The following is a 20,427-nucleotide window of genomic DNA, read 5'->3' as shown; positions in this document are numbered from 1 at the left end:
GGCGGTCGCCAATGCGCCGGAAGGTGAGGCTCCCCACTGGCCCCCGCCGTACGCGTGTCGGCGGACCCGCGCGGTCGTACACTCGTAGAGATCATTGACCTGGCGCGCCGTGGACGCGCGCCCCTTGGGCGATCTTGCGGGTGAATCAGCGGCGACCATCCGGCCGCGGCGGGCCATCGCGAAGATGCGCCCCGCTTGAAGGGTATTTCTTGACCAGCTTCGCTGACCCCAGCACGTTCCCGTCCGTCCTCGACGCCCCGGTCGATCCCGCGGACCGCACCGAACCGACAGACCTGACCGACCCGACCCACCCGGTCGACTTCGCCGGGCTCGGCCTGCCCGAACCCCTGGTCCGGGCGCTCGGCCGGGCGGGCATCACCACGCCGTTCGAGATCCAGCGGGCCACCGTGCCGGACGCGCTCGCCGGCCGGGACGTACTCGGTCGGGGCCAGACCGGCTCCGGCAAGACGCTCGCCTTCGGCCTGCCGGTGCTCGCCCGGTTGGCGAGCCGCAACCGGGCCCGCCCGCTGCACCCCCGCGCCCTGATCCTGGTGCCGACCCGCGAGCTGGCGATGCAGGTCAACGACGCGCTGCTGCCGCTCGGGAAGGCCGTCGGAGTGTTCCTCAAGACCGCCGTCGGCGGTGTCCCGTACGACCGGCAGATCGACGCGCTCCGCCGGGGCGTGGAGATCGTCGTCGCCACCCCGGGACGGCTCGGTGACCTGATCGAACGTGGCGTGTGCCGGCTGGACGACGTCGAGGTGACCGTGCTCGACGAGGCCGACCAGATGGCCGACATGGGCTTCCTGCCGGACGTCACCGCGCTGCTGGCGAAGACCCCGGCGGGGGCGCAGCGACTGCTCTTCTCGGCCACCCTGGACGGTGACGTCGACACCCTGGTCAAGCGGTTCATGACCGACCCGGTGACGCACTCGACCGCGCCGCCCACGGCCGCCGTCGCCACGATGGATCACCACCTGTTGCTGATCGCGCCGCACGACAAGTTCGCCGTGGCCGCGTCGATCGCCGCCCGGCCCGGCCGGACCATGATGTTCGCCCGGACCCAGCTCGGCGTGGACCGGTTGGTCGACCAGCTCGCGGCGGTCGGGGTACGGGCCGGCGCGCTGCACGGCGGCAAGACCCAGCGGATGCGTACCCGCACGCTCGCCGAGTTCAAGGAGGGCCGGACGAGCGTCCTGGTGGCCACGGACGTGGCGGCCCGGGGCATCCACGTGGACGGCGTCTCCCTGGTGGTCCACCTCGACCCGCCGAAGGACCCGAAGGACTACCTGCACCGGGCCGGTCGGACCGCCCGGGCCGGCGAGTCCGGCGCGGTGGCCACCCTGGTGCTGCCCAAGCAGCGTCGGAGCACCCTGGCCATGCTGGAGCGGGCCGGGGTGGCACCGGCCCAGTCCCGGGTCCGGTCCGGCGACGCCGAACTGGCCGAGCTGACCGGCGCCCGGACGCCGAGCGGGGTCCCGGTGGTGGACGAGCCGCCCGCGCCGCGACACGGGGACCGCCCGCGCGGCGAGCGCCGCTTCGGCGACCGCGGCCAGGGCCAACGACGTTACGGCGACCGCGGCCAGGGCGAGCGGCGCTACGACGACCGCGGCCAGGACCGGCGTCGGCAGGACGACCGACCGTACGGCGAGCGCCGGCAGGACGAGCGGGGCCAGGGCGAGCGGCGGCACGGCGACCGGCCGTACCGGGACCGGCACTTCACCGACCGGCCGCAGGGCGAACGCGGACCCGGTGACCGGCGGTTCGGTGCTCCGGCAACCGGCCGGCCCGCCGACCGGCGGGGCGGCTTCCGGTCCGACGGTCCCAGCCGGGACCGCCAGTTCGGCGGGCAGCGTTCCACCCGCACGCACTGAGCCGGTAGGCGCGGCATCGACCGCGCGGTGACTGATCGTCGATGTCGGGAGCCCGGTCGCAGGACCTGGCTCCCGACGTGTCGACCCCGTCCTGACGCCCGGTTCGGGCGGTCTGTTGCCGCCTGGCCTGTTCGCGTGCGGCAGGTCGGCGACGCCGGTAGCGTCACGGGCCATGGCGACCATGCCGAAGTCCCTGCTCTGGGCCCGCACCGACACCACCGGCACCGACCACGTGCTGTTCGACGACCGGCACGGCCTCACCGCCCGGGGCGTCGCGCCCGCGGTCGACCCGATTCCCTACACCTGCCGCTACGATCTGGCCACCGACGAGAACTGGGCGGCGTTGCGGCTGGAGGTCAGCGTCGAGGGCGCCGGCTGGCTGCGGACGTTGCGCCTGGAACGGGCCAGCGGTCGCTGGCGGGCCAGCACCGGCGAGGTGGGCGACCTGGACGCCGCGCTCGCCGCCGCCGGAGCGCCCGGCGCCGGCCTGCCCGGCACCGAGGAACCGGACCGGCTCGAGGCCGCGCTCGACATCGACCTGTACGGCGCGCCGCTGTTCAACACCCTGCCGGTACGGCGACTCGGGCTGCTCGGCGCCGAGCCGGGTCAGGCGCACCGGCTGACCATGGCCTTCGTGCGGCTGCCGAGCCTGGAGGTGCTGCCGGCCGAGCAGGTCTACACCCCGCTCGGCGGCACCTCGGTCCGGTTCGCCAGTGGTCGCTTCACCGCCGACCTCGACCTCGACCCGGACGGGTACGTCGTGCGCTATCCCGGGCTGGCCCGCCGCGCCGACCACCCGCCGTCCTGAGCCCCACCCGCCACCCGGGCGCCCCGGGCCGGGCCGGTCGGACACCGGCCCGGGTCAGGCCGGCCAGTCGCCGGTGGTCAGGAAGCGTTCCACGGTGGACAGATGCGGGGCGAGGTCCAGACCCTGCCCGGCCACCCAGTCGTCGGAGAAGTACGTGCCGGCGTACCGCTCGCCCCCGTCGCAGAGCAGCGTCACCACCGAACCGGTCCGGCCGGCCGCGAGCAGCTGCGCGATCAGCCCGAAGGCGCCCCACAGGTTGGTGCCGGTCGATCCGCCCACCCGGCGACCGAGCACCTTGCTGGCGGCCCGCATGGCGGCGATCGAGGCGGCGTCGGGCACCTGGATCATCCGGTCGACCACCGTCGGCTGGAACGACGCCTCGACGGTGGGCCGGCCGATCCCCTCGATCCGCGAGCCTCGTCCGGTGGTCACCGTCCAGTCGGCGGCCTGCCAGGCCGGGTAGAACGCGGAGTTCTCCGGGTCGACCACGCACAGTTTGGTCGGCAGCCGCTGGTAGCGGGCATACCGGCCGATCGTGGCGCTGGTGCCGCCGGTGCCCGCGCCGACCACGATCCAGGCCGGCACCGGGTGCCGTTCGAGTCGCATCTGGTGGTAGATCGACTCGGCGATGTTGTTGTTGCCCCGCCAGTCGGTGGCCCGCTCGGCGTAGGTGAACTGGTCCATGAAGTGACCGCCGCGGTCCTCGGCCAGCCAGCGGGCCTCGACGACCACCCGGGCGGGGTCGTCGACCAGGTGGCACCGGCCGCCCTGGAACTCGATCAACGCGATCTTCTCCGCCGAGGTGGCGGCCGGCATCACCGCGATGAACGGCACCCCGAGCATCCGGGCGAAGTACGCCTCGGACACCGCGGTCGACCCGGAGGACGCCTCCACGATGGTGGTGTCCGGGCCGATCCAGCCGTTGCACAGGCCGTACAGGAAGAGCGAGCGCGCCAGCCGGTGCTTGAGCGACCCGGTGGGGTGCACCGACTCGTCCTTCAGATAGAGGTCGATCCCCCACTCCCGGGGCAGCGGGAACGGCAGCAGGTGGGTGTCGGCCGAGCGGTTGGCGTCCGCCTCGACCGTCGCGATCGCCTCCGTCACCCAGGCCCGGGCGGCGTCGTCATACCGGTCGACGTGCGTCATCAGCAGAAACTAGCAACCCGCTCAGGTTCGCGGTCCGCCGGTCAGCCGGCGGCGCTGCCGGCGCTGCCCGGCCCGGCCGACCGCGAGCACGACCGGGGTCAGCCGGATCGCCAGGCCGGGGAGCGCGTCGAGCAGCCGTACCTGGGCGCCGCGCCAGCGCGGCACGGTCACCACCGGCCGGGGCCGGCGGGCCAGCCGGGCCGCCCGGGCGGCCACCCGCTCGGCGCTCAGCAGGGTGCCGGTGAACGAGGCGGCGGCGCCCGGGTCGTCCAGCCGGTCGTGCAGCATCGGCGTCCAGATCCCGTCCGGGCACAGACACGAGACGTGTACGTCCCGGACGCCGGCGGCCCGCAGGTCGGCCAGGGTGCCGAGGCTGAAGGCGATCAGGGCGTGCTTGCTGGCCGCGTAGACCGTCTCGCCGGGGGCGGCGACCAGCCCGGCCAGGGACACCACGTTGAGCACGTGGCCGGCGCCCTGGCGGCGCATCACGTCCAGCGCGGCGAGCGTGCCGTTCATCGCGCCGAGCGCGTTGACCTCGACGATCCGGCGCCGGGTGGCGGCGTCCTGGGTCCACGAGGGACCGGTGGCGAGGATGCCGGCGTTGTTGACCCAGAGCCCGAGCCGGCCGCGCTCCGCCGCCCGCGCGGCGACCGCCGCGCAGGCCGCCTCGTCCCGAACGTCGAGCGGGCCGCTCCATCCGCCCAGCGGTACGGCCGCCGCGGCCACGGCGGTCGGGTCCACGTCGGTCAGCAGCACCTGCCACCCGTCGGCGTGCAGGGCGGCGGCGATCGCCCGGCCGAGCCCACCGGCGGCGCCGGTGACCACGGCCGTACCCGGGCGCGACGGTGTCGTCATGGCGGCACCCTACCGGTGCGACCGCCCGGGACGTCCTGACGACCCTGGGCGGCGTCGTGCCGGGCCGGGAGCCGCCGGGGTGGGCGCGTCGCTGACCGGACGCTCAGGCGGGCGGCGGGGCGAGCGGTTGCGGGCGGTTCTCCCACTTGGTCGACAGCGCCACCGCGGTCCGGGTGGAGGCCACGCCGGCCGTCCGGTTCAGCCGGTTGATCAGTTGCTCCAGCTCGGCGATGGTGCCGACCTTGGCCTTCAGCAGGAACGACTCCACGCCGGCCATGAAATAGCAGGACTCGATCTCGGGCATCGCCCGGAACGCCTCCAGGACGTCCTCGGTGTCGCCGCCGGAGTCCTGCACGATGCCGATCAGGGCGGTCACCCCGAGTCCGATCGACTCCGGTTCGACGTCGGCCCGGTAGCCCCGGATGACGCCGCCGGACTCCAGCTTGCCGACCCGCTCGTGCACGGCGGGCGCGGAGAGCCCGACCTGCCGGGCCAACTCGGCGTACGACAGCCGGGCGTTTCCACGCAGCAGGTCAACGAGGCTGAGGTCGATGGCGTCCACTGACCCGAGAGCCTAGTCGGGTCGGCGACACGCCCGGCGAGGCAGCCCGCCGGACCGTAACATGAAACGGTGGAAATGGCCACAAAAGGACCGAACCGGCTTCACAACGAGTACGTTTTCGCGTTTTGGGGACACGCCCCGCCAGCGGTGTTTCAATTGCCGTACGTCCCTAACGAACGCTCTGGCAGGCACTTGTCCGGGGGGCATTCTTACCAGTCCGGGGGCTTCGTCAACGCGAGGAGGGGGCTGTGGATACTGGAGATCGTCTACTGACGCCGGGCGAAGTTGCTGCACTGTTTCGCGTAGATCCGAAGACCGTCACCCGATGGGCGGCCGCGGGTCGGATCGGAAGCATTCGCACGCCGGGAGGTCACCGGCGCTTCCGGGAGTCCGAGGTACGGGCACTGCTGGAGGGCGAGGGCATGCTCGACGAGGTCGACGAGGGCGTCACCGACCGGCCGCGCAACGCGGGTCCGGCGAACTCCGGCGGCCCGAATCCCATGAACGCCGGGCTGTACTGAGCCGGTCCGGCAGCCGGATCTCCGGTCGGCCCCCCGCCGTCCGGCACCCGCGCCGAACCGGCCGGCGCGATCTCCAGGCGCCGGTCCCCGCCCCACCCGACGGGCTCAGGGCCGGGCGGCGCCGAGTTCGCCGGACCAGCGGCGGAACAACGAATGCTCCACCTTCAGGGCGTCGAGCACCTTGCCGGCCACGAAATCGATCAACTGGGCGGCGCTCGCCGCCGCTCCCGCGCCGTAGAAGCCCGGACTCGCCGGCAGCACCACCGCCCCGGCGTCGTGCAGGGCGATCAGGTGCTCAAGATGGCTGCGGGTGACCGGGGTCTCCCGGGGCACCACCACCACCGGGCGTCGCTCCTTGAGGTTCACCTCGGCGGCCCGCTGGAGCAGATCCTTGGACAGGCCGATGGCGATGCCCGCGCAGGCAGCCGTGCTCGCCGGGACCACGGCCATCCCCCGTACCGGGTAGGACCCGCTGCTCGGCCCGGCCGCCAGGTCGCCGGCCGGCCAGTACGACACGTCCGCGTCGGTCAGCTCCCGACCGAGCCAGCCGGACAGGTCGGCCCGCCAGTGGGCGTCCCGCAACGGGCCGCCGGTCTCGTCCAGGATGGTCAGCCGGGCCGCCCGGGACACCACCAGGTCGACCGGCTCGCCGGCGTCCAGCAGGCCCCGGATCACCGCCGCCGCGTACGGCGTACCCGATGCTCCGGACACCCCCACCACCCATGGCCTGCGCATGCCGTCAAGCCTGCCCTGTCCGCCGTCCCGGCTGCCGGCCGACCCCCGGATCCGGTCCGGGCCGGCGCAGCCGAGGGACCGGGGTCACCCGGCGCCGGGCTGACTCGGACCGAGGGTTCAGGCCGGGTAGTCGGCCAGCTCGATGCCGGAGGCGGCGCGCCGGATCGGTTCGGTGACCCGGCGCACCATCCGGTCCCGGCCGGGCAGGTGCGGCATCAGCCGGATCATCCGGGTGCTGGCCCAGACGCCGGCGCGGGAGCGAAGCACCATGCCCCGGAGGTTGTTCGGCGCGAGCGCCTGGTTACGGGCGACGAAGTCCCGCAGCGCGCCGTCGTACCGGGCGAACGCCGTGCGGTGGTCGCCGCCGGCCGCGGCCAGCTCGCCGGCGAGCACGTACGCCCCGACCAGCGCCAGGCCGGTGCCCTGGCCGGAGGCCGGCGAGGCGCCGTAACCGGCGTCGCCGAGCAGCGCGACCCGGCCGGCGTGCCACCGGTCGACGTGCACCTGGCTGACCGGGTCGAAGTAGAAGTCCGGCGCGTCCGGCAGGGCGGCGAGCAGCCGGTCCACCTGCCAGCCCGCCCCGGCGAACGCCGCGGCAAGCAGGTCCCGCTGCCGGTCGAGGTCCCGCCGGTCGTAGCCGAGTGGGTCGGAGGCCCACAGGAACAGCGCCTTCGCGGCGGTGTCCTGCCGGGTGCTGTAGACGTTGACGGTACGGCCGGGTTCGGCGTACAGCCGCTCCTCGCGGTCCAGCCCGAGATGGTTCGGCACGGTGAAGATCGACACGTAGTGGCCGAGGCCGCGGACGAACATCTCGTGCGGTCCGAAGGCCAGCGAGCGCACCGTCGAGTACACGCCGTCGGCGCCGATCACCAGGTCGAACCGGCGTGCGGCGGCCCGTTCGAAGGCCACCTCGACGCCGTCCGGCCGGTCGACCAGGGCGGTGACCGAGTCGTCGAACAGGTACTCCACGTCCGACCGGGTGGCCCGGTGCAGCAGCCGGCCCAGGTCACCTCGCATGATCTCGACGTCGGCGCCGGTCCGTCCGCCGAACAGGGCGGCGTCCATCTCGGCGATCCCGCGTCCGGTCCGGTCCACGAACCAGGCCGTGCGCACGTCGGTGGAGTTGGCGTGGATCTCGTCGAGCAGGCCCATGCGCTCCACCACGGTCAGCGCGACCCCCCGGATGTCGATCTTGTAACCGCCGTCCCGGAGCGTCGGCGCCCGCTCCACGACCGTCGGGGCGAAGCCGTACCGACGCAGCCACCAGGCCAGCGCCGGGCCGGCCACGCCGGCCCCGGAGATCAACACATTTCGGTTCCGCATCGCGCACCCCTCGTCCGCCCGGAGAGCCCGGGACGACCGCCCGGTGTGGACGACTGTAGAGACGAATCAGACGGATGTCTAGCACGATTGTGCAAGACGGCCGTGCCAGGAACCGCTAGGATCGGATCATGGGAAATCGCGAGGACCTGCTGGCCGGGGCGAAACAGTGCCTGATGGAGAAGGGATATGCCCGCACCACGGCGCGGGACATCGCCGCCGCCGCCGGCACCAGCCTGGCCGCCATCGGCTACCACTTCCGGACCACGCAGGCCCTGCTCAACGCCGCTCTCTTCGAGGCGATGGCCGAGTGGGGGGAGGAATTGACGGGTGCCCTGACCGGGGCGGTGACGACCGACGCACCGGCGGCCGAACGACTCGAACGCGGCTGGTCCTGGATCATCCGCTCGTTCGACGAGCAGCGCCGGTTGTGGGTCACCCAGCTGGAGATGGTCAGCGCCGCCGAACACGTACCGGAGTTGCGGGAACAGCTCGTCCCGGGCATGACCGCGGCCCGGCACGGCATGGCCGAACTGTTCGCCGGGCTGGACCCGGCGGTCGACCCGGAGCGCGCCCGCCGGGTCGGGTCGCTCTACCAGGCCCTGCTGACCGGCGTACTGGTGCAGCATCTGGTCGATCCGGAGACCGCGCCGTCCGGTCACGATCTGGTCGAGGCGCTCCGCGCCGTCGCCACCGACCTGAGCTGACCACCGCCCGTCGCTGACCGGTCAGGGCTGGGGAATCTCAGTGTTGTCCGGACGACAATCAGGTTCCCCAACTCGGCCGCAGGGCCAGGCCGGCGGGCGGCGGGGCAGACGTCAGGGGCGCAGGTCGAGGCGGACGACCAGGTCGAGCAGGGCGAAGGCGAACAGGACGATGCCGACGAACCCGTTGGCGGTGAAGAACGCCCGGTTCACCCGGGACAGGTCGGTCGGGGTGACCACGACGTGCTGGTAGCCGAAGGCAACCGCGGTCAGCAGCAATCCGACCCACCACAGCCACCCGAGCCCGACCACCGCGCCGAACCAGACGAACAGCCCGAAGGTGACCACGTGCGCGACGGTGGAGGCGTGCAGGGCGAACCGCAGGCCGTACCGGGACGGCACGCTGCGTACCCCGATCCGGCGGTCGACCTCGGCGTCCTGGCACGCGTAGATCAGGTCGAAGCCGCCGATCCACAGGCCCACCGCCGCGCCGAGCAGCCAGGCCGGTCCGGAGCCGGCGAAGGTGCCGGTCACCGCGAGCCAGGCGCCCACCGGCCCGACGGCCTGGGCCAGCGCCAGGATGGCGTGCGGCCAGTCGGTGAACCGCTTGCCGTACGGGTAGACCACCAGCGGCACCGCGGCGAGCGGGGCGAGGAACAGACACAGCGGATTGAGCGCCGCCGCCGCGGCCAGGAACACGACAAGCGACACCGCCGCGCCGGTCCAGGCCGTCCGGACGCTCACCGCCCCGGTGACCAGTTCCCGCCCGGCGGTACGGGGGTTCCGCGCGTCGATCCGCCGGTCGATGATCCGGTTGGCGGCCATCGCGAAGGTACGGGCACCGACCATCGCGATCGTGATCAGCAACAGGTCCAGCCACCGCACCCGCCCGCCGTCCACCAGCATGGCGGTGAACGCGGAGAGGTAGGCGAACGGCAGCGCGAAGACCGAGTGCTCGATCGCCACCAGCTTGAGGAAGGACGTGACCCGGCCGGGTCGCTCCTGCACGGCTGTCGCCATCAGATGCCGTACTCCTTCCAGCGCTTGTCCACCAGGGACCGGATCTCGGGCGACATCACCATCTGCTCCGGCCAGCCCCGGGTGTAACCCTCGGTGGGCAACTTGCGGGTCGCGTCCACGCCCACCTTGCCACCCCAGAACTGCTGGTACGACGCGTGGTCCAGGTGGTCGACCGGCCCCTCGGTGAGCAGCAGGTCGCGGGAGTAGTCCACGTTGCCGAACGCCCGGAAGGCGACCTCGTTGTAGTCGTGCACGTCGCAGTCCTCGTCGACGATCACGATCAGCTTGGTCAGCGACATCAGGTGCGCGCCCCAGATGGCGTTCATCACCTTCTGGGCGTGCTTCGGGTAGCGCTTGCGGATCGACACGATCGCGCAGTTGTGGAACACCCCGGCCGCCGGCAGGTCGTAGTCGACGATGTCCGGGATCAGCAGCTTGAGCAGCGGCTGGAAGATCCGTTCGGTGGCCTTGCCCAGGCCGTGGTCCTCCTGCGGCGGCTGCGAGGTGATGATCGAGTGGTAGATCGGGTCCCGCCGCATGGTCATCGTCTCGACGTGCAGCACCGGGAACGGCTCGACCGGCGTGTAGAAGCCGGTGTGGTCGCCGAACGGGCCCTCCGGCAGCCGCTCGCCCGGCTCCAGGTAGCCCTCCAGCACGATCTGCGCCTGGGCCGGCACCTGCAGCGGCACGGTGAGGCAGTCGACCATCTCCACCCGTTCGCCGCGCAGGAAGCCGGCGAACAGGTATTCGTCGATGTCGCTGGGCAGCGGCGCCGAGGCCGCGTAGCTGACCACCGGGTCGCAGCCGATCGCCACCGCCACCGGCAGCCGCTCGCCGCGTCGCTCGGCGACCGCGTGGTGGGCGGTGGAGTCCTTGTGGATCTGCCAGTGCATCCCGAGGGTGTTACGGGAGTGCTGCTGGAGCCGGTAGAGGCCAAGGTTGCGCTTGCCGGTCTCCGGATGCTTGGTGTGGGTCAGCCCGTAGTTGTGGAAGATCCCACCGTCGCCGGGCCAGACCTGCAGGCCGGGCAGCCGGCCCAGGTCCACGTCGTCGCCCCGGTAGACCACCTGCTGGCAGGGTGCCGTCCGCACCTTGCGCGGCGGCACCGACTTGAGCTGCATCACCTTGCCCAGGCCCTCGCGGATGCCGGACCAGCCGACCGGCAGCTCCGGCTTGACCAGCGCGCCGATCCGGTCACCGACCTCGTCGAGCCGGTCGACCCCGAGGGCCATCGCCATCCGCTTCTCGGTGCCGAACAGGTTGATCGCCACCGGCATCTCGCCCCGGGTGGGCCGCTCGAACAGCAGCGCCGGGCCGCCCTCCCGGACGGTCCGGGTGACGATCTCGCTGATCTCCAGCGTCGGGTCGACCGGCACCGTCACCCGGCGCAGCTCCCCCGCCCGCTCCAGCGCGGTGAGGAAGTCCTTGAGATCGGTGTACGGGAAGCCACGGGGCGCCATGACCCCAGTCTCCCGCACCACCCGAGCACCCGCCCCGGCCGGGTGCCGGACGTCACGACGGCGTCGCCAGTCGTCCAGTTACTCGGGCGTAACTTTTCATTGACGTTGCCGCATTGTTACAAGCATCATGATGTCACCGATCGATCGGCTGCCACCCCCGTCTCCCCGCCACCGGCGGGCCTCCACCCCCATGGAGGGCAGCCATGCTGCTCCGAAAGATCCTGGCCGCCGTCACGGTCGCCGCCACCGCCTCCCTCGCCCTACCGGCCGCCGCCTCGGCCGCACCCGTCCCCACGACCCCCACCACCACGACTTCCGCCACCGCCGCCGGGCGCAATCCCGTCGTCCTGGTCGGCGGGCTCAGCGGCGTCGCGGTCGCCTACGAGCCGCTGGCCGCCCGGCTGCGGGCCGACGGCTACCGGGTCTTCATCTACCAACTGCCCGGGCTCGGGCTCGGCGACATCCCGGCCTCGGCCCGCGCCTTCCGCGACTACCTGACCGGGCTGCGCTCGGCGAACGGGTTCGGCAAGGTCGACCTGGTCGGGCACTCCGAGGGCGGCCTGGTCTCCCGGTACTACCTCAAGCACCTCGGCGGCACCGCCGACGTCGAGCGGTGGATCAGCCTGGGCAGCCCGCACTACGGCACCTACGTGGCAAACATCCTGCAGTTCCTCGGCCTCGGCTCGTGCGCGGGCGTGGTGGCCTGCCAGCAGATGACGATCGGCTCGGCCTTCCTCGCCGACCTGAACGCCGGCGACGACACACCGGGCGCGGTGCGGTACACCACCGTCCGGACCGTGCAGGACGAACTGGTCCGCCCGGTGGACAACGCGACGCTGGCCGACGGCGTCAGCAACGTCCTGATCCAGGCGTACTGCCCGCTGCGGGTGGTGGGTCATCTCGGCCTGGTCCTCGACGGCACCACCTACACCGTGATCCGCAGCGCCCTGGCGGATGCTCCGGTCCAACCGAACTGTTTCGCCGTCTGAGCTGCCGGGTCAGTTTGCCCGCCGGCCGTCCGCCGCCCGCCTCCGGGTGACGAGCAGGTCGACGCCGTCCAGGATGAGTCCGAGGCCGACGTCGAGGGCCTGGTCGTGGGCGGCGTGCGCGGCGGCGGACGCCAGGGCCGCGGCCAACGCCGGAAACCGGTCGGCCCGGCCGGCCAGCAGGGCGCCGAGCGCGTCGGCCATGCCCGCCTCCGGCGTACCGGTGCCGACGGCGACCACCTGCTCGGCCAGGCTACGGACGTGCCCGGTCAGGGTCACCACCACGTCGAGCCGTTCCCCGCCGTGCAGGCCGGTGCCGTCCAGCGCCGCCACCGCCGATTCCAACCAGGCCAGTTCATTCGGGCCCATCGGGCGGACACCAACCGTGGCGGCGAGGCTCCACGGATGCGCGAGGAACCGGGCACACAGCTCGCGTGCCCAGCCGTCGAGCCGGCCGCGCCACCCGGCGCCGGTATCCAGCGGCGGCGGGTCGCCCATTCCCGTCTCGACCATCAGGGCGACCAGTTCGGCCTTGCCGGGGACGTACCGGTAGAGGGCCATCTTGGTGACGCCGAGCGCCTCGGCGACGGCCTGCATGGTGACCGCCGGCAGTCCGTCGGCGTCGGCGAGCGCGACCCCGGCCCGGGCGATGGTCGCCAGGCTGAGCGTGGGTCGCGGGCCGCGCCGAGGTCCGCCGCGCCCGTCCCAGAGCAGCGCGCTCGCCGCCCGGTACGCCTCCGGATCCATCGCGCCCCCTTGTTCCTGAGCCGAAACTGTGTCTACAGTACTCTGTATCTGAGGGATACAGTTTAGAGAGGGCCACCATGTTCACCCCCACCCTGCGCGGCCTGCGCGTTCTCGTCTCCGGTGCCGGCGTGGCCGGTCCGGCCCTGGCCTGGTGGCTGACCCGGTACGGCGCCACGACCACGGTCGTGGAGGCGGCGCCGGCCCTGCGCACCAGCGGCTTCGCGGTCGACTTCCGTGGCCCCACCCACCTCGGGCTGTTGGGCCGGATGGGCGTGCTCGACGAGCTGCGGGCGGTGCAGACCCACGCCGGGGCGATGAGCCGGGTCGACGCCGACGGCCGGGAGATCTGGCGGCTGCCCGCCGCGTTCGCTGGCGGCGACCTGGAGGTCTACCGGCGGGACCTGTCCCGGGTGCTGCACGCGCACAGCGCCGACCACGCGGAGTACGTCTTCGGCGACCGGATCGCCGCGTTGGCCGACACCGCCGACGGCGTCCGGGTCGAGTTCGAGCGGTCCGGCCCGCGCACCTACGACCTGGTGGTCGGCGCGGACGGCCTGCGGTCCGGGGTACGTCGGCTCGCCTTCGGCCCGCCCGAGCGCTACCTCCGCCACCTGGGCCACTACCTGGCCGGTTGGGACCTGCCCAACGACCGTGGGCTGGACACCCTCGGCCGGCAGTACAACGTGCCCGGGCGGCTGGCCGGGGTGTCCGCCGACCAGTGGGATCCGGACCGGGCCACGGCGTTCGTGGTGTTCGCCGGGTCACCGCCGGTCGGTGACTGGCCCGACCTCGCCCGCCAGCGGAAGATGATCAACGACGCGTTCGCCGGTCTGGGTTGGCACGTGCCGTGGCTGCTCGCCGGCCTGCGGGACACGACCGAGCTGTACTTCGACTCGATCGCCCGGGTGACGGTGCCGCGCTGGCACACCGGCCGGATCGCGCTGCTCGGTGACGCCGCGTGGGGTGTCACCCTCGGCGGGATGGGCGTCGGCACCGGCCTGGTCGGCGCGTACGTGCTGGCCGGCGAGCTGGCGGTCGCGGGCGGTGACCACCGGCGGGCGTTCGCCGCGTACGAGCGACGGATGCGCGGCTACGCGGCCCGCTGGCAGAAGGGGGCCAGCCCGGGGAAGTTCCTGGCCCCGCGGACCGGGTGGGGCCTGTGGCTACGGGATCGGCTGCTCAGTCGCCCGGTGGTGCAGCGGTCGATGATCCGGCACACCGGCGCCCTCGCCACCGACCAGGCCCTGCCCGACTACCCGGCGCTGGTGGCGGCCGACGCCGGCGCGGTCGACCCGGCCCGCTGACCGGGCCTACTCCACGCCGGCGTACGAGTGCAGGCCGGACATGAACAGGTTGACGCCGAACAGGTTCATCAGCATGGTGACGAAGCCGAGCACCGCCAGCCAGGTGGCCACGTTGCGCTTGACGCTCGGCGTGGCCCGGGCGTGCAGGTAACCGGCGTAGACGACCCAGGAGACGAACGCCCAGATCTCCTTGGGGTCCCAGCCCCAGTACCGGCCCCAGGCGGCCTCGGCCCAGATCGGCCCGGCGATCAGCGCGCCGAAGGTCCAGATCGGGAACGCGATGGTGTGCACCCGGAAGGTCAGCCGCTCCAGCGCGACCGCCGCCGGCGCCCGCCGCCCCAACTGGTACGGGAAGCCGCGCCGGCCCTGCTCGTAGCCGTTGCGGATGAGGAACATGATCGCCGGTACCGCGCCGAGCAGGAACAGGCCCGAGGAGAGCACCACCGAGGTGATGTGGATGACGAACCAGTACGAGTTGAGCGCCGGCACCAGCGGCACGATCGGGCTGTAGACCACCAGCCCGGCGACGCCCAGCAGCAGCACCTCCGCGAGCACCACGAAGATGCCCAGGTGCCGCAGGTCCGGCCGGTGGGTCAGCAGCACCAGCCAGGCGATCACGCCGACGAAGGTCGCCGACAGGATGAACTCGTACATGTTGCCCAGCGGCATCCGGTCGGCCGCGATGCCCCGGGTGACCAGCACGCCGAGGTGCACCAGCAGGCCCAGCCCGGTCAGCGCCACCGCGGCCCGACCGGCGAGCAGGGCGGTCCGGTCCGAGCCGGTCGGACCGGCCGGTGCCACCGGCACGGGCGCCCCGGCCACCGGCGCGGCCGCGTCGTCCACGCCGCCGATGGCGGCGCCGACAAGTTCGCGGGCCGGCGCGCGGCGCACCGCCGTACGACCCACCAGGCCGCGGTTGCCGAAGGCGTACTCGGCGGCGTGGCAGACCATGGCGATCAGGTACGCGAAGATCGCGACCACCAGAAGCTGGTCGGAGAGTGCGGCAATAAATTGGTCGGAGGGTGCGGCCATCAGTTCTTCTCCTCCTCGTGCGGTGCCTCTGGAGGCGCGCCGCCGCGTTCGACGGCGGCGACGAGCTGGGCGAACTCGTCGGCGAACCCGGAATAGTCGGTGCGCGGCAACCCACCGGCCTCGATCAAGCTACTACGGCCCGTCGTTGATCCACCCTCGGGGGCCGGACCGGGGCCGGCCGGATTCGCCGGGATCGCCCGGAACCAGACCCGGCGGCGTCGGCCGGTCAGCGAGAGCATCAGCCCGGCCAGCAGCACCACCGCCCCGGCCAGCACGATGCCCTCGCTCGGGTCGTACCGGACGGCGAGCGTCACGTACTGCCGGGTGCCGAGGAACTCCACGGTCGTACCGTCGTCGAGCTTCCACGCCTCGCCCGGCCGCAGCGCCTTCGTGCCGATCTGCTTCAGCTTGCCGCTGGTGACCTGGCGCTGGTCGAGCTGGTAGACCGAGCCGGGGATGCCGGCCTCCAGGCCCAGGTTGCCCCGGAAGGCGATCAAGGTCAGCAGCGGCGACCGCTCGGCCGGGTAGGTCGACCGGATGTACGGCGGGGAGTCCGGCGCGGTGGGCAGGTAGAGGCCCTCGAAGGCGACCTGCTGGTTCAGGTCCCGGGCGCCGGTGCGCGGGTCGAGATTGACGTCCGGGAACGGGGCGACGCCCTGGCTGGTCAGCATCCCGTCGTTGGTCAGGAACGGCGCCACCCGGGTCTGCGACTCGCCGTTGCGGTCGGTGTAGCGGATGACCGGGGCGTAGCCGTGGCCGAGCAGGTAGACGTTGGCCCGGTCCAGCCGCAGCGGCGAGTTGACCGAGAAGTCGGCCGCCCGGGCCGGGCCCCCGTCCTGGTCGACCTTGACGCTGGCCTTGAACCACTCGGGCTGCCCGGTGGGCAGGTAACGCGCCTGGAAGTCGGTCAGCTCCAGGCAGAACGGCGCGAGGTCGGTGTCGTCGACCCGGGGGCCGAGGCCGCTCTCGTCGTACTGCTGGAGGGTGCTGCAGAATGCCTTGTCGGGGCCGGCGACCAGCAGCTTGTTGCCGTGCCAGCCGTACCAGGAGCCGAGCGCGACGCCGACCAGCACCACGATCAGCGACAGGTGGAAGACCAGGTTGCCGGTCTCCTTGAGATAGCCCTTTTCGGCGGCGACGGTGGTGCCGCGCACCACCACCCGCCAGCGCCGGCGGCGCAGCAGCGCCGCGATCTCGGTCAGCCGCTCGGCGGTGACCGGGTCGCCCGGCGCCGCGACCGCACCGGCCGGCGCGGTCGAGCCCGCCTCGGCGGCGGTGCCGGCGGGGTCGGTGCCGGCGGCGGTGGTGCCGGCGGGGTCGGACAGCACGGCGTGCTGCGGCAACCGGTCCAGCCGCCGCGGTCCGTCCGGTGGCGGGGTACGCAGCGCCCGAAGATGGTCGCGCACCCGGGGGACGATGCAGCCGACCAGCGAGGTGAACAGCAGGACGTAGATCGCCGAGAACCACGGCGAGGCGAACACCTCGAAGGCGCCGATCCGGTTGAGCACCGGGAACAGGTCCGGATGGTCGACCTGCCAGGCGTTGACCTTCTCGATGTTGACGCCGCGCTGCGGCAGCAGGGACCCCGGGATGGCCGCCACGGCGAGCAGGAAGAGCAGCACCAGCGCCGTACGCATGCTGGTCAGTTGCCGCCACGAGTTGCGCAGCAGCGCCAGCAGGGGATTGGGCCGGCGCGGCGGCGTGTCCGGAGCGCTCGTCGTCGCCCGGTCCCGCAGGTCTGTCATCAGATGCCCACCTCACCGACGCCGACGGTGGTCTGCAGCCAGATGACGAAGCTCTGCCAGCCGCCGGTGACCAGGGCCAGCCCCATGAGGATCAGCAGCGCCCCGCCGATCCGGGTGACCCACCGGCTGTTGCGCCGCACCACCCGGAAGACCCCGAGCAACCGCCGGAACCCGAGCCCGAAGATCACGAAGGGCAGGCCCAGGCCGAGGCAGTAGGCCACCGCCAGCACCACCGCCCGGTCGGTCCGCCCGCTGACCGCCGCCATCCCGAGCACCGCGCCCAGGGTCGGACCGACGCAGGGCACCCAGGACAACGCGAAGACCGCGCCGAACACCGGGGCGCCGAGCAGGCCGGCCGCCGGGAGCCGGTGGATCCGAAACTCGCGCTGGGTGCCGGGCACCAGGCCGAGGAAGGCCAGTCCGAGCATGATGATCAACGCGCCGACGACGATCTCCACCGTCCGGCGGTGCACGAACAGTGCGGTACCGACGTTGACGACCAGCACCGCGGTGAGCACGAAGACGGTGGTGAAGCCGGCGATGAACAGCAGGGTCCCGGCCAGCACCCGACCCTTGACGGTCCGGGTGACGAACCCGGCCGGCGCGTTCGGCACCGCCGGACCGGGACCGACCGGCACCGGCGGCGCGTCGACGGACGACCTGACCGCCAGCCTCGTCGCACCGTCGGAGGTCGGTTCACCGCCGGAACCCGGGTCGGCGGTGCCCACCGCCGTCCGGGTGGACGAGCCGGACGCCCCCGTCCGGTCGCGCACCGGGCGGCCCTCCAGGTCGGCGCCGGCCAGCCCGGTCACGTACGACAGGTAGCCCGGCACCAACGGCAGTACGCACGGGGACAGGAAGCTGACCAGCCCGGCGAGGGCCGCCGCGCCGATGGCCAGCAGCAGCGGTCCGTTTTCGGCCAGCTCCCGGAAGGTGTCGCCCATCAGCTCGACGCCGTCGGCTCGGCCGCGACCCGGTCCACGATCGGCCGCAGCATGGGCTCCCGCACCGCCTGCCGGATCACCACCGCGATCCGGCCCGCGCGGTCCAGCACAACGGTTGCCGGGGTGGAGTTCGGCGGCACCTCGAAGGCGAGGGCTATCCGGCTGGCCGGGTCGAACAGGCTCGGGTACGTGACCCGGCCGCGCTCGAACGCCTTGGCCGCGTCCCGGCCGTCCTGCACGTTGACGCCGAGGAACGCGACGCCGGCGCCCTTGGTGGCCTGGTGGACCGCCTCCAGGTCGGCCGCCTCGGCGCGACACGGCGCGCACCAGGAGCCCCAGAAGTTGACCACCACCACCTTGCCGCGGTCGGTGCCGATGTCGTACCCGGTGCCGTCGAGCAGTTCACCGGAGATCTTCGGCGGGGCGGGCCGCTTGTCGGGGGCGCACTGGATGATTCCGTCCGGCGTGGTGTCGCACCGGTCGGACCACTTCTCCCCGCCGCCCGAGCAGCCGGTCAGGGCCGCCGTCGCGACGAGGGCGGCGGTCACGGCCGCGAGCGCGCGCCAGGGCGTCATCAGGCGCCCTTGGCCGTCCGGCCGGTGGGTGACATGGCGACCAGGTGCGCCGCCGGTTCGGTGTAGCCGATTCCCACGATCTTGGCACCGTCGAAGTGGAACGAGGTCAGGCTGGCCAGCCCGCACTGTCGCCGGCGCGGGTCGTGCCAGAGCCGCTTGCGCTCGACGTACCGGCGCAGCGTCCAGATCGGCAGCTGGTGCGACACGCAGACGGCCTCCCGGCCCTCCGCCGCCACCCGGGCGGCGTGCAGCGCGGCGAACATCCGCTCGGCGATGACCGTGTACGCCTCGCCCCAGGACGGGGTCAGCGGGTCGCGCATCACCCACCAGTTGCGCGGGTCCCGGAACGAACCGTCGCCGGGCGACACCCGCTTGCCCTCGAACCAGTTCGCGCTCTCGATCAGGCGCTCGTCGACGCCGACCGGCAGGCCGAACTGCGCCGCGATCGGCTCGGCGGTCTGCTGCGCGCGCTCCAGCGGGCTGGCCACGACGTGCGTGACGTCCCGGTCGGCCAGCGCCTGCGCGGCCGCCTTGGCCATCTGGACACCCAGCTCGGAGAGCCGGAAACCGGGCAACCGACCGTAGAGGATCTTCGTCGGGTTGTAGACCTCCCCGTGCCGCAGCACGTGCACGACGGTACTGGCCACCTGCCTACCCCCCGTTACCGGCCGACGCCGCGGCCCGCGCCGCCCCGGGCAGCGCCGCGGCGAGCTGTTCCAGCGCGGCGTCGTCCAGCGCCGCTGACATGAACCATGCCTCGAACGCGCTCGGCGGCAGGTAGACCCCGGCGGAGAGCATCGCGTGGAAGAACGCCTTGAACGCCTGGACGTCCTGGCCGCGCGCGGTGTCGTAGTCGACCACGTCCGCGTCGGTGAAGAAGACCGAGAACATGTTCCCCGCGTACGACACCCGGTGCGGGACCCCGGCGGCGCCCAGCGCGTCGCTCGCCAGCTTGCTGACCACGGCGGCCGTCTCGTCCAGGCGCCGGTACAGCGCGTCGTCGGCCAACCGCAGGGTGGCCAGCCCGGCGGCGCAGGCCAGCGGGTTCCCGGACAGCGTGCCGGCCTGGTAGACCGGTCCGGCCGGGGCGAGCCGGGCCATGATCTCGGCCCGGCCGCCGAACGCCGCCGCGGGCAGTCCACCGCCCATCACCTTGCCGAAGGTGAACAGGTCGGCGTCCACCGGTTCACGTCCCGCCCAGCCGCCGCGGGAGACCCGGAACCCGGTCATCACCTCGTCGACGATGAGCAGCGCGCCGTACGCGTGGGCGATCCGCGCCAGGGCCTGGTTGAAACCGTCCCGGGGCGCGACCACGCCCATGTTCCCGGCGGCGGCCTCGGTGATGATCGCCGCGATGTGCGGCCCCTCGGCGGCGAAGGCGGCCTCCACGGCGGCCACGTCGTTGTAGGGCAGCACGATCGTCTCGCTCGCGGCGGCGCCGGTGACGCCCGGCGAGTCGGGCAGGCCGAGCGTGGCCACCCCGGAGCCGGCCGCGGCGAGCAGCGCGTCCACGTGACCGTGGTAGCAACCGGCGAACTTGACGATCTTGGAACGGCCGGTGCAGCCCCGGGCCAGCCGGATGGCGGACATGGTCGCCTCGGTGCCCGAGTTGACCAGCCGTACCTGCTCGACCGGGGTCCGGTCGACGATCTCGGCGGCGAGGTCGATCTCGCCGGGGGTGGGCGCGCCGAAGCTGGTGCCGGCCGCGGCGGCGGTCTGCACCGCCTCGACCACCGCCGGGTGGGCGTGCCCGAGCAGCAGCGGACCCCAGGAGCACACCAGGTCGACGTAGCGCCGACCGTCGGCGTCGAACAGCCACGGGCCGGACCCGCGAACCATGAAGCGTGGGGTCCCGCCGACCGCCCGGAAGGCGCGTACGGGGGAATTGACCCCGCCCGGCACGATGGCGCGGGCGCGGTCGAAAAGAGCCTCGGAGGCCGGTGCGGCGGCAGCGTACGGGCCGGAGCCGGCGGAGCTGATCTCAGACACGGTGCTACCCATTCTGTCAGCGCCGCGACCGGCCGGCCGAGCCACCCCTGCCCGGGTTACCGGGCTCACGTTCCGGCGACGCACCCGAGCGCCTCGACGG

20 protein-coding genes are annotated in these 20,427 nt (G+C 73.1%); 6 read left to right on the top strand and 14 right to left on the bottom strand.

Annotated features, from left to right (window positions below):
- The first annotated feature begins 293 nt into the window (after nt 1-293).
- Nucleotides 294-1,874, top strand: coding sequence for a DEAD/DEAH box helicase (locus tag ACFOX0_RS23460; RefSeq protein WP_377549831.1), 1,581 nt, complete (start codon nt 294-296; stop codon nt 1,872-1,874).
- 172 nt (nt 1,875-2,046) lie between these two features.
- Entirely contained in the window at nt 2,047-2,682 is a 636-nt protein-coding gene (locus tag ACFOX0_RS23455; protein ID WP_377549678.1) for a putative glycolipid-binding domain-containing protein, read from the top strand.
- A gap of 54 nt (nt 2,683-2,736) precedes the next feature.
- Here the strand turns inward: ACFOX0_RS23455 and ACFOX0_RS23450 are convergent, their stop codons facing one another.
- From ACFOX0_RS23450 to ACFOX0_RS23440, 3 genes are all read right to left on the bottom strand, one after another.
- Nucleotides 2,737-3,828: a PLP-dependent cysteine synthase family protein gene (locus tag ACFOX0_RS23450; RefSeq protein WP_377549673.1), complete on the bottom strand. Its 1,092-nt coding sequence runs from the start codon at nt 3,826-3,828 to the stop codon at nt 2,737-2,739.
- A gap of 21 nt (nt 3,829-3,849) precedes the next feature.
- A complete protein-coding gene (locus tag ACFOX0_RS23445; protein ID WP_377549671.1) occupies nt 3,850-4,683 on the bottom strand; it encodes an SDR family oxidoreductase in 834 nt (277 codons plus the stop codon).
- A gap of 103 nt (nt 4,684-4,786) precedes the next feature.
- Nucleotides 4,787-5,245 (bottom strand): Lrp/AsnC family transcriptional regulator, encoded by a 459-nt coding sequence (locus tag ACFOX0_RS23440; RefSeq protein ID WP_377549669.1) that lies wholly within the window; start codon nt 5,243-5,245, stop codon nt 4,787-4,789.
- A gap of 248 nt (nt 5,246-5,493) precedes the next feature.
- Here ACFOX0_RS23440 and ACFOX0_RS23435 point away from each other — a divergent pair, with 248 nt between their 5' ends.
- Nucleotides 5,494-5,766, top strand: a complete 273-nt coding sequence (locus ACFOX0_RS23435) for a BldC family transcriptional regulator (RefSeq protein ID WP_377549667.1) — start codon at nt 5,494-5,496, stop codon at nt 5,764-5,766.
- A gap of 105 nt (nt 5,767-5,871) precedes the next feature.
- Here ACFOX0_RS23435 and ACFOX0_RS23430 read toward each other — a convergent pair whose 3' ends face one another.
- Together ACFOX0_RS23430 and ACFOX0_RS23425 are read right to left on the bottom strand one after the other, a co-directional pair.
- Entirely contained in the window at nt 5,872-6,501 is a 630-nt protein-coding gene (locus ACFOX0_RS23430; protein WP_377549665.1) for a UbiX family flavin prenyltransferase, read from the bottom strand.
- A gap of 117 nt (nt 6,502-6,618) precedes the next feature.
- Nucleotides 6,619-7,824 (bottom strand): FAD-dependent monooxygenase, encoded by a 1,206-nt coding sequence (locus tag ACFOX0_RS23425; protein WP_377549663.1) that lies wholly within the window; start codon nt 7,822-7,824, stop codon nt 6,619-6,621.
- Between the two features lie 128 nt (nt 7,825-7,952).
- Between ACFOX0_RS23425 and ACFOX0_RS23420 the strand changes: the two genes are divergently transcribed.
- The gene (locus ACFOX0_RS23420) at nt 7,953-8,528 is read left to right on the top strand and encodes a TetR/AcrR family transcriptional regulator (RefSeq protein ID WP_377549661.1); all 576 of its coding nucleotides are present in this window, start codon (nt 7,953-7,955) and stop codon (nt 8,526-8,528) included.
- A gap of 111 nt (nt 8,529-8,639) precedes the next feature.
- On the opposite strand, the gene mqnP is transcribed toward ACFOX0_RS23420, so the two are convergent.
- Nucleotides 8,640-9,545, bottom strand: coding sequence for a menaquinone biosynthesis prenyltransferase MqnP (gene mqnP, locus ACFOX0_RS23415; RefSeq protein ID WP_377549659.1), 906 nt, complete (start codon nt 9,543-9,545; stop codon nt 8,640-8,642).
- A complete protein-coding gene (locus ACFOX0_RS23410; protein WP_377549657.1) occupies nt 9,545-11,005 on the bottom strand; it encodes a menaquinone biosynthesis decarboxylase in 1,461 nt (486 codons plus the stop codon). Before ACFOX0_RS23410 ends, mqnP begins: the two co-directional genes overlap by 1 nt.
- 203 nt (nt 11,006-11,208) lie before the next feature.
- On the opposite strand from ACFOX0_RS23410, the gene ACFOX0_RS23405 reads away from it, so the two are divergent.
- Entirely contained in the window at nt 11,209-11,994 is a 786-nt protein-coding gene (locus tag ACFOX0_RS23405) for an esterase/lipase family protein (protein ID WP_377549655.1), read from the top strand.
- 9 nt (nt 11,995-12,003) lie between these two features.
- On the opposite strand, the gene ACFOX0_RS23400 is transcribed toward ACFOX0_RS23405, so the two are convergent.
- Complete coding sequence (locus tag ACFOX0_RS23400) at nt 12,004-12,738, bottom strand: TetR/AcrR family transcriptional regulator (protein ID WP_377549653.1); 735 nt, start codon at nt 12,736-12,738, stop codon at nt 12,004-12,006.
- A gap of 77 nt (nt 12,739-12,815) precedes the next feature.
- Here ACFOX0_RS23400 and ACFOX0_RS23395 point away from each other — a divergent pair, with 77 nt between their 5' ends.
- Entirely contained in the window at nt 12,816-14,042 is a 1,227-nt protein-coding gene (locus tag ACFOX0_RS23395; RefSeq protein WP_377549650.1) for an FAD-dependent monooxygenase, read from the top strand.
- A gap of 6 nt (nt 14,043-14,048) precedes the next feature.
- Here the strand turns inward: ACFOX0_RS23395 and ccsB are convergent, their stop codons facing one another.
- The 6 genes from ccsB to hemL are packed head-to-tail and all read right to left on the bottom strand — an operon-like array spanning nt 14,049 to nt 20,339.
- Nucleotides 14,049-15,050 (bottom strand): c-type cytochrome biogenesis protein CcsB, encoded by a 1,002-nt coding sequence (ccsB, locus tag ACFOX0_RS23390; protein ID WP_377549829.1) that lies wholly within the window; start codon nt 15,048-15,050, stop codon nt 14,049-14,051.
- Nucleotides 15,051-15,073: 23 nt separating this feature from the next.
- On the bottom strand, nt 15,074-16,819 hold the full coding sequence (gene resB / locus ACFOX0_RS23385) for a cytochrome c biogenesis protein ResB (protein WP_377549648.1): 1,746 nt from the start codon (nt 16,817-16,819) through the stop codon (nt 15,074-15,076).
- A complete protein-coding gene (locus ACFOX0_RS23380) occupies nt 16,819-17,763 on the bottom strand; it encodes a cytochrome c biogenesis CcdA family protein (protein WP_377549646.1) in 945 nt (314 codons plus the stop codon). The genes resB and ACFOX0_RS23380 overlap by 1 nt, the downstream gene beginning before the upstream one ends.
- The gene (locus tag ACFOX0_RS23375; RefSeq protein ID WP_377549644.1) at nt 17,763-18,338 is read right to left on the bottom strand and encodes a TlpA family protein disulfide reductase; all 576 of its coding nucleotides are present in this window, start codon (nt 18,336-18,338) and stop codon (nt 17,763-17,765) included. Before ACFOX0_RS23375 ends, ACFOX0_RS23380 begins: the two co-directional genes overlap by 1 nt.
- Complete coding sequence (locus ACFOX0_RS23370) at nt 18,338-18,985, bottom strand: histidine phosphatase family protein (protein WP_377549642.1); 648 nt, start codon at nt 18,983-18,985, stop codon at nt 18,338-18,340. Before ACFOX0_RS23370 ends, ACFOX0_RS23375 begins: the two co-directional genes overlap by 1 nt.
- 4 nt (nt 18,986-18,989) lie before the next feature.
- A complete protein-coding gene (gene hemL, locus ACFOX0_RS23365) occupies nt 18,990-20,339 on the bottom strand; it encodes a glutamate-1-semialdehyde 2,1-aminomutase (protein ID WP_377549640.1) in 1,350 nt (449 codons plus the stop codon).
- Nucleotides 20,340-20,427: the final 88 nt, after the last annotated feature.

It is taken from the genome of Micromonospora zhanjiangensis (assembly GCF_042650605.1).
Classification (GTDB): Bacteria; Actinomycetota; Actinomycetes; order Mycobacteriales; family Micromonosporaceae; genus Micromonospora_J; species Micromonospora_J zhanjiangensis.
This window is presented reverse-complemented; position numbering and strand designations above follow the sequence as displayed.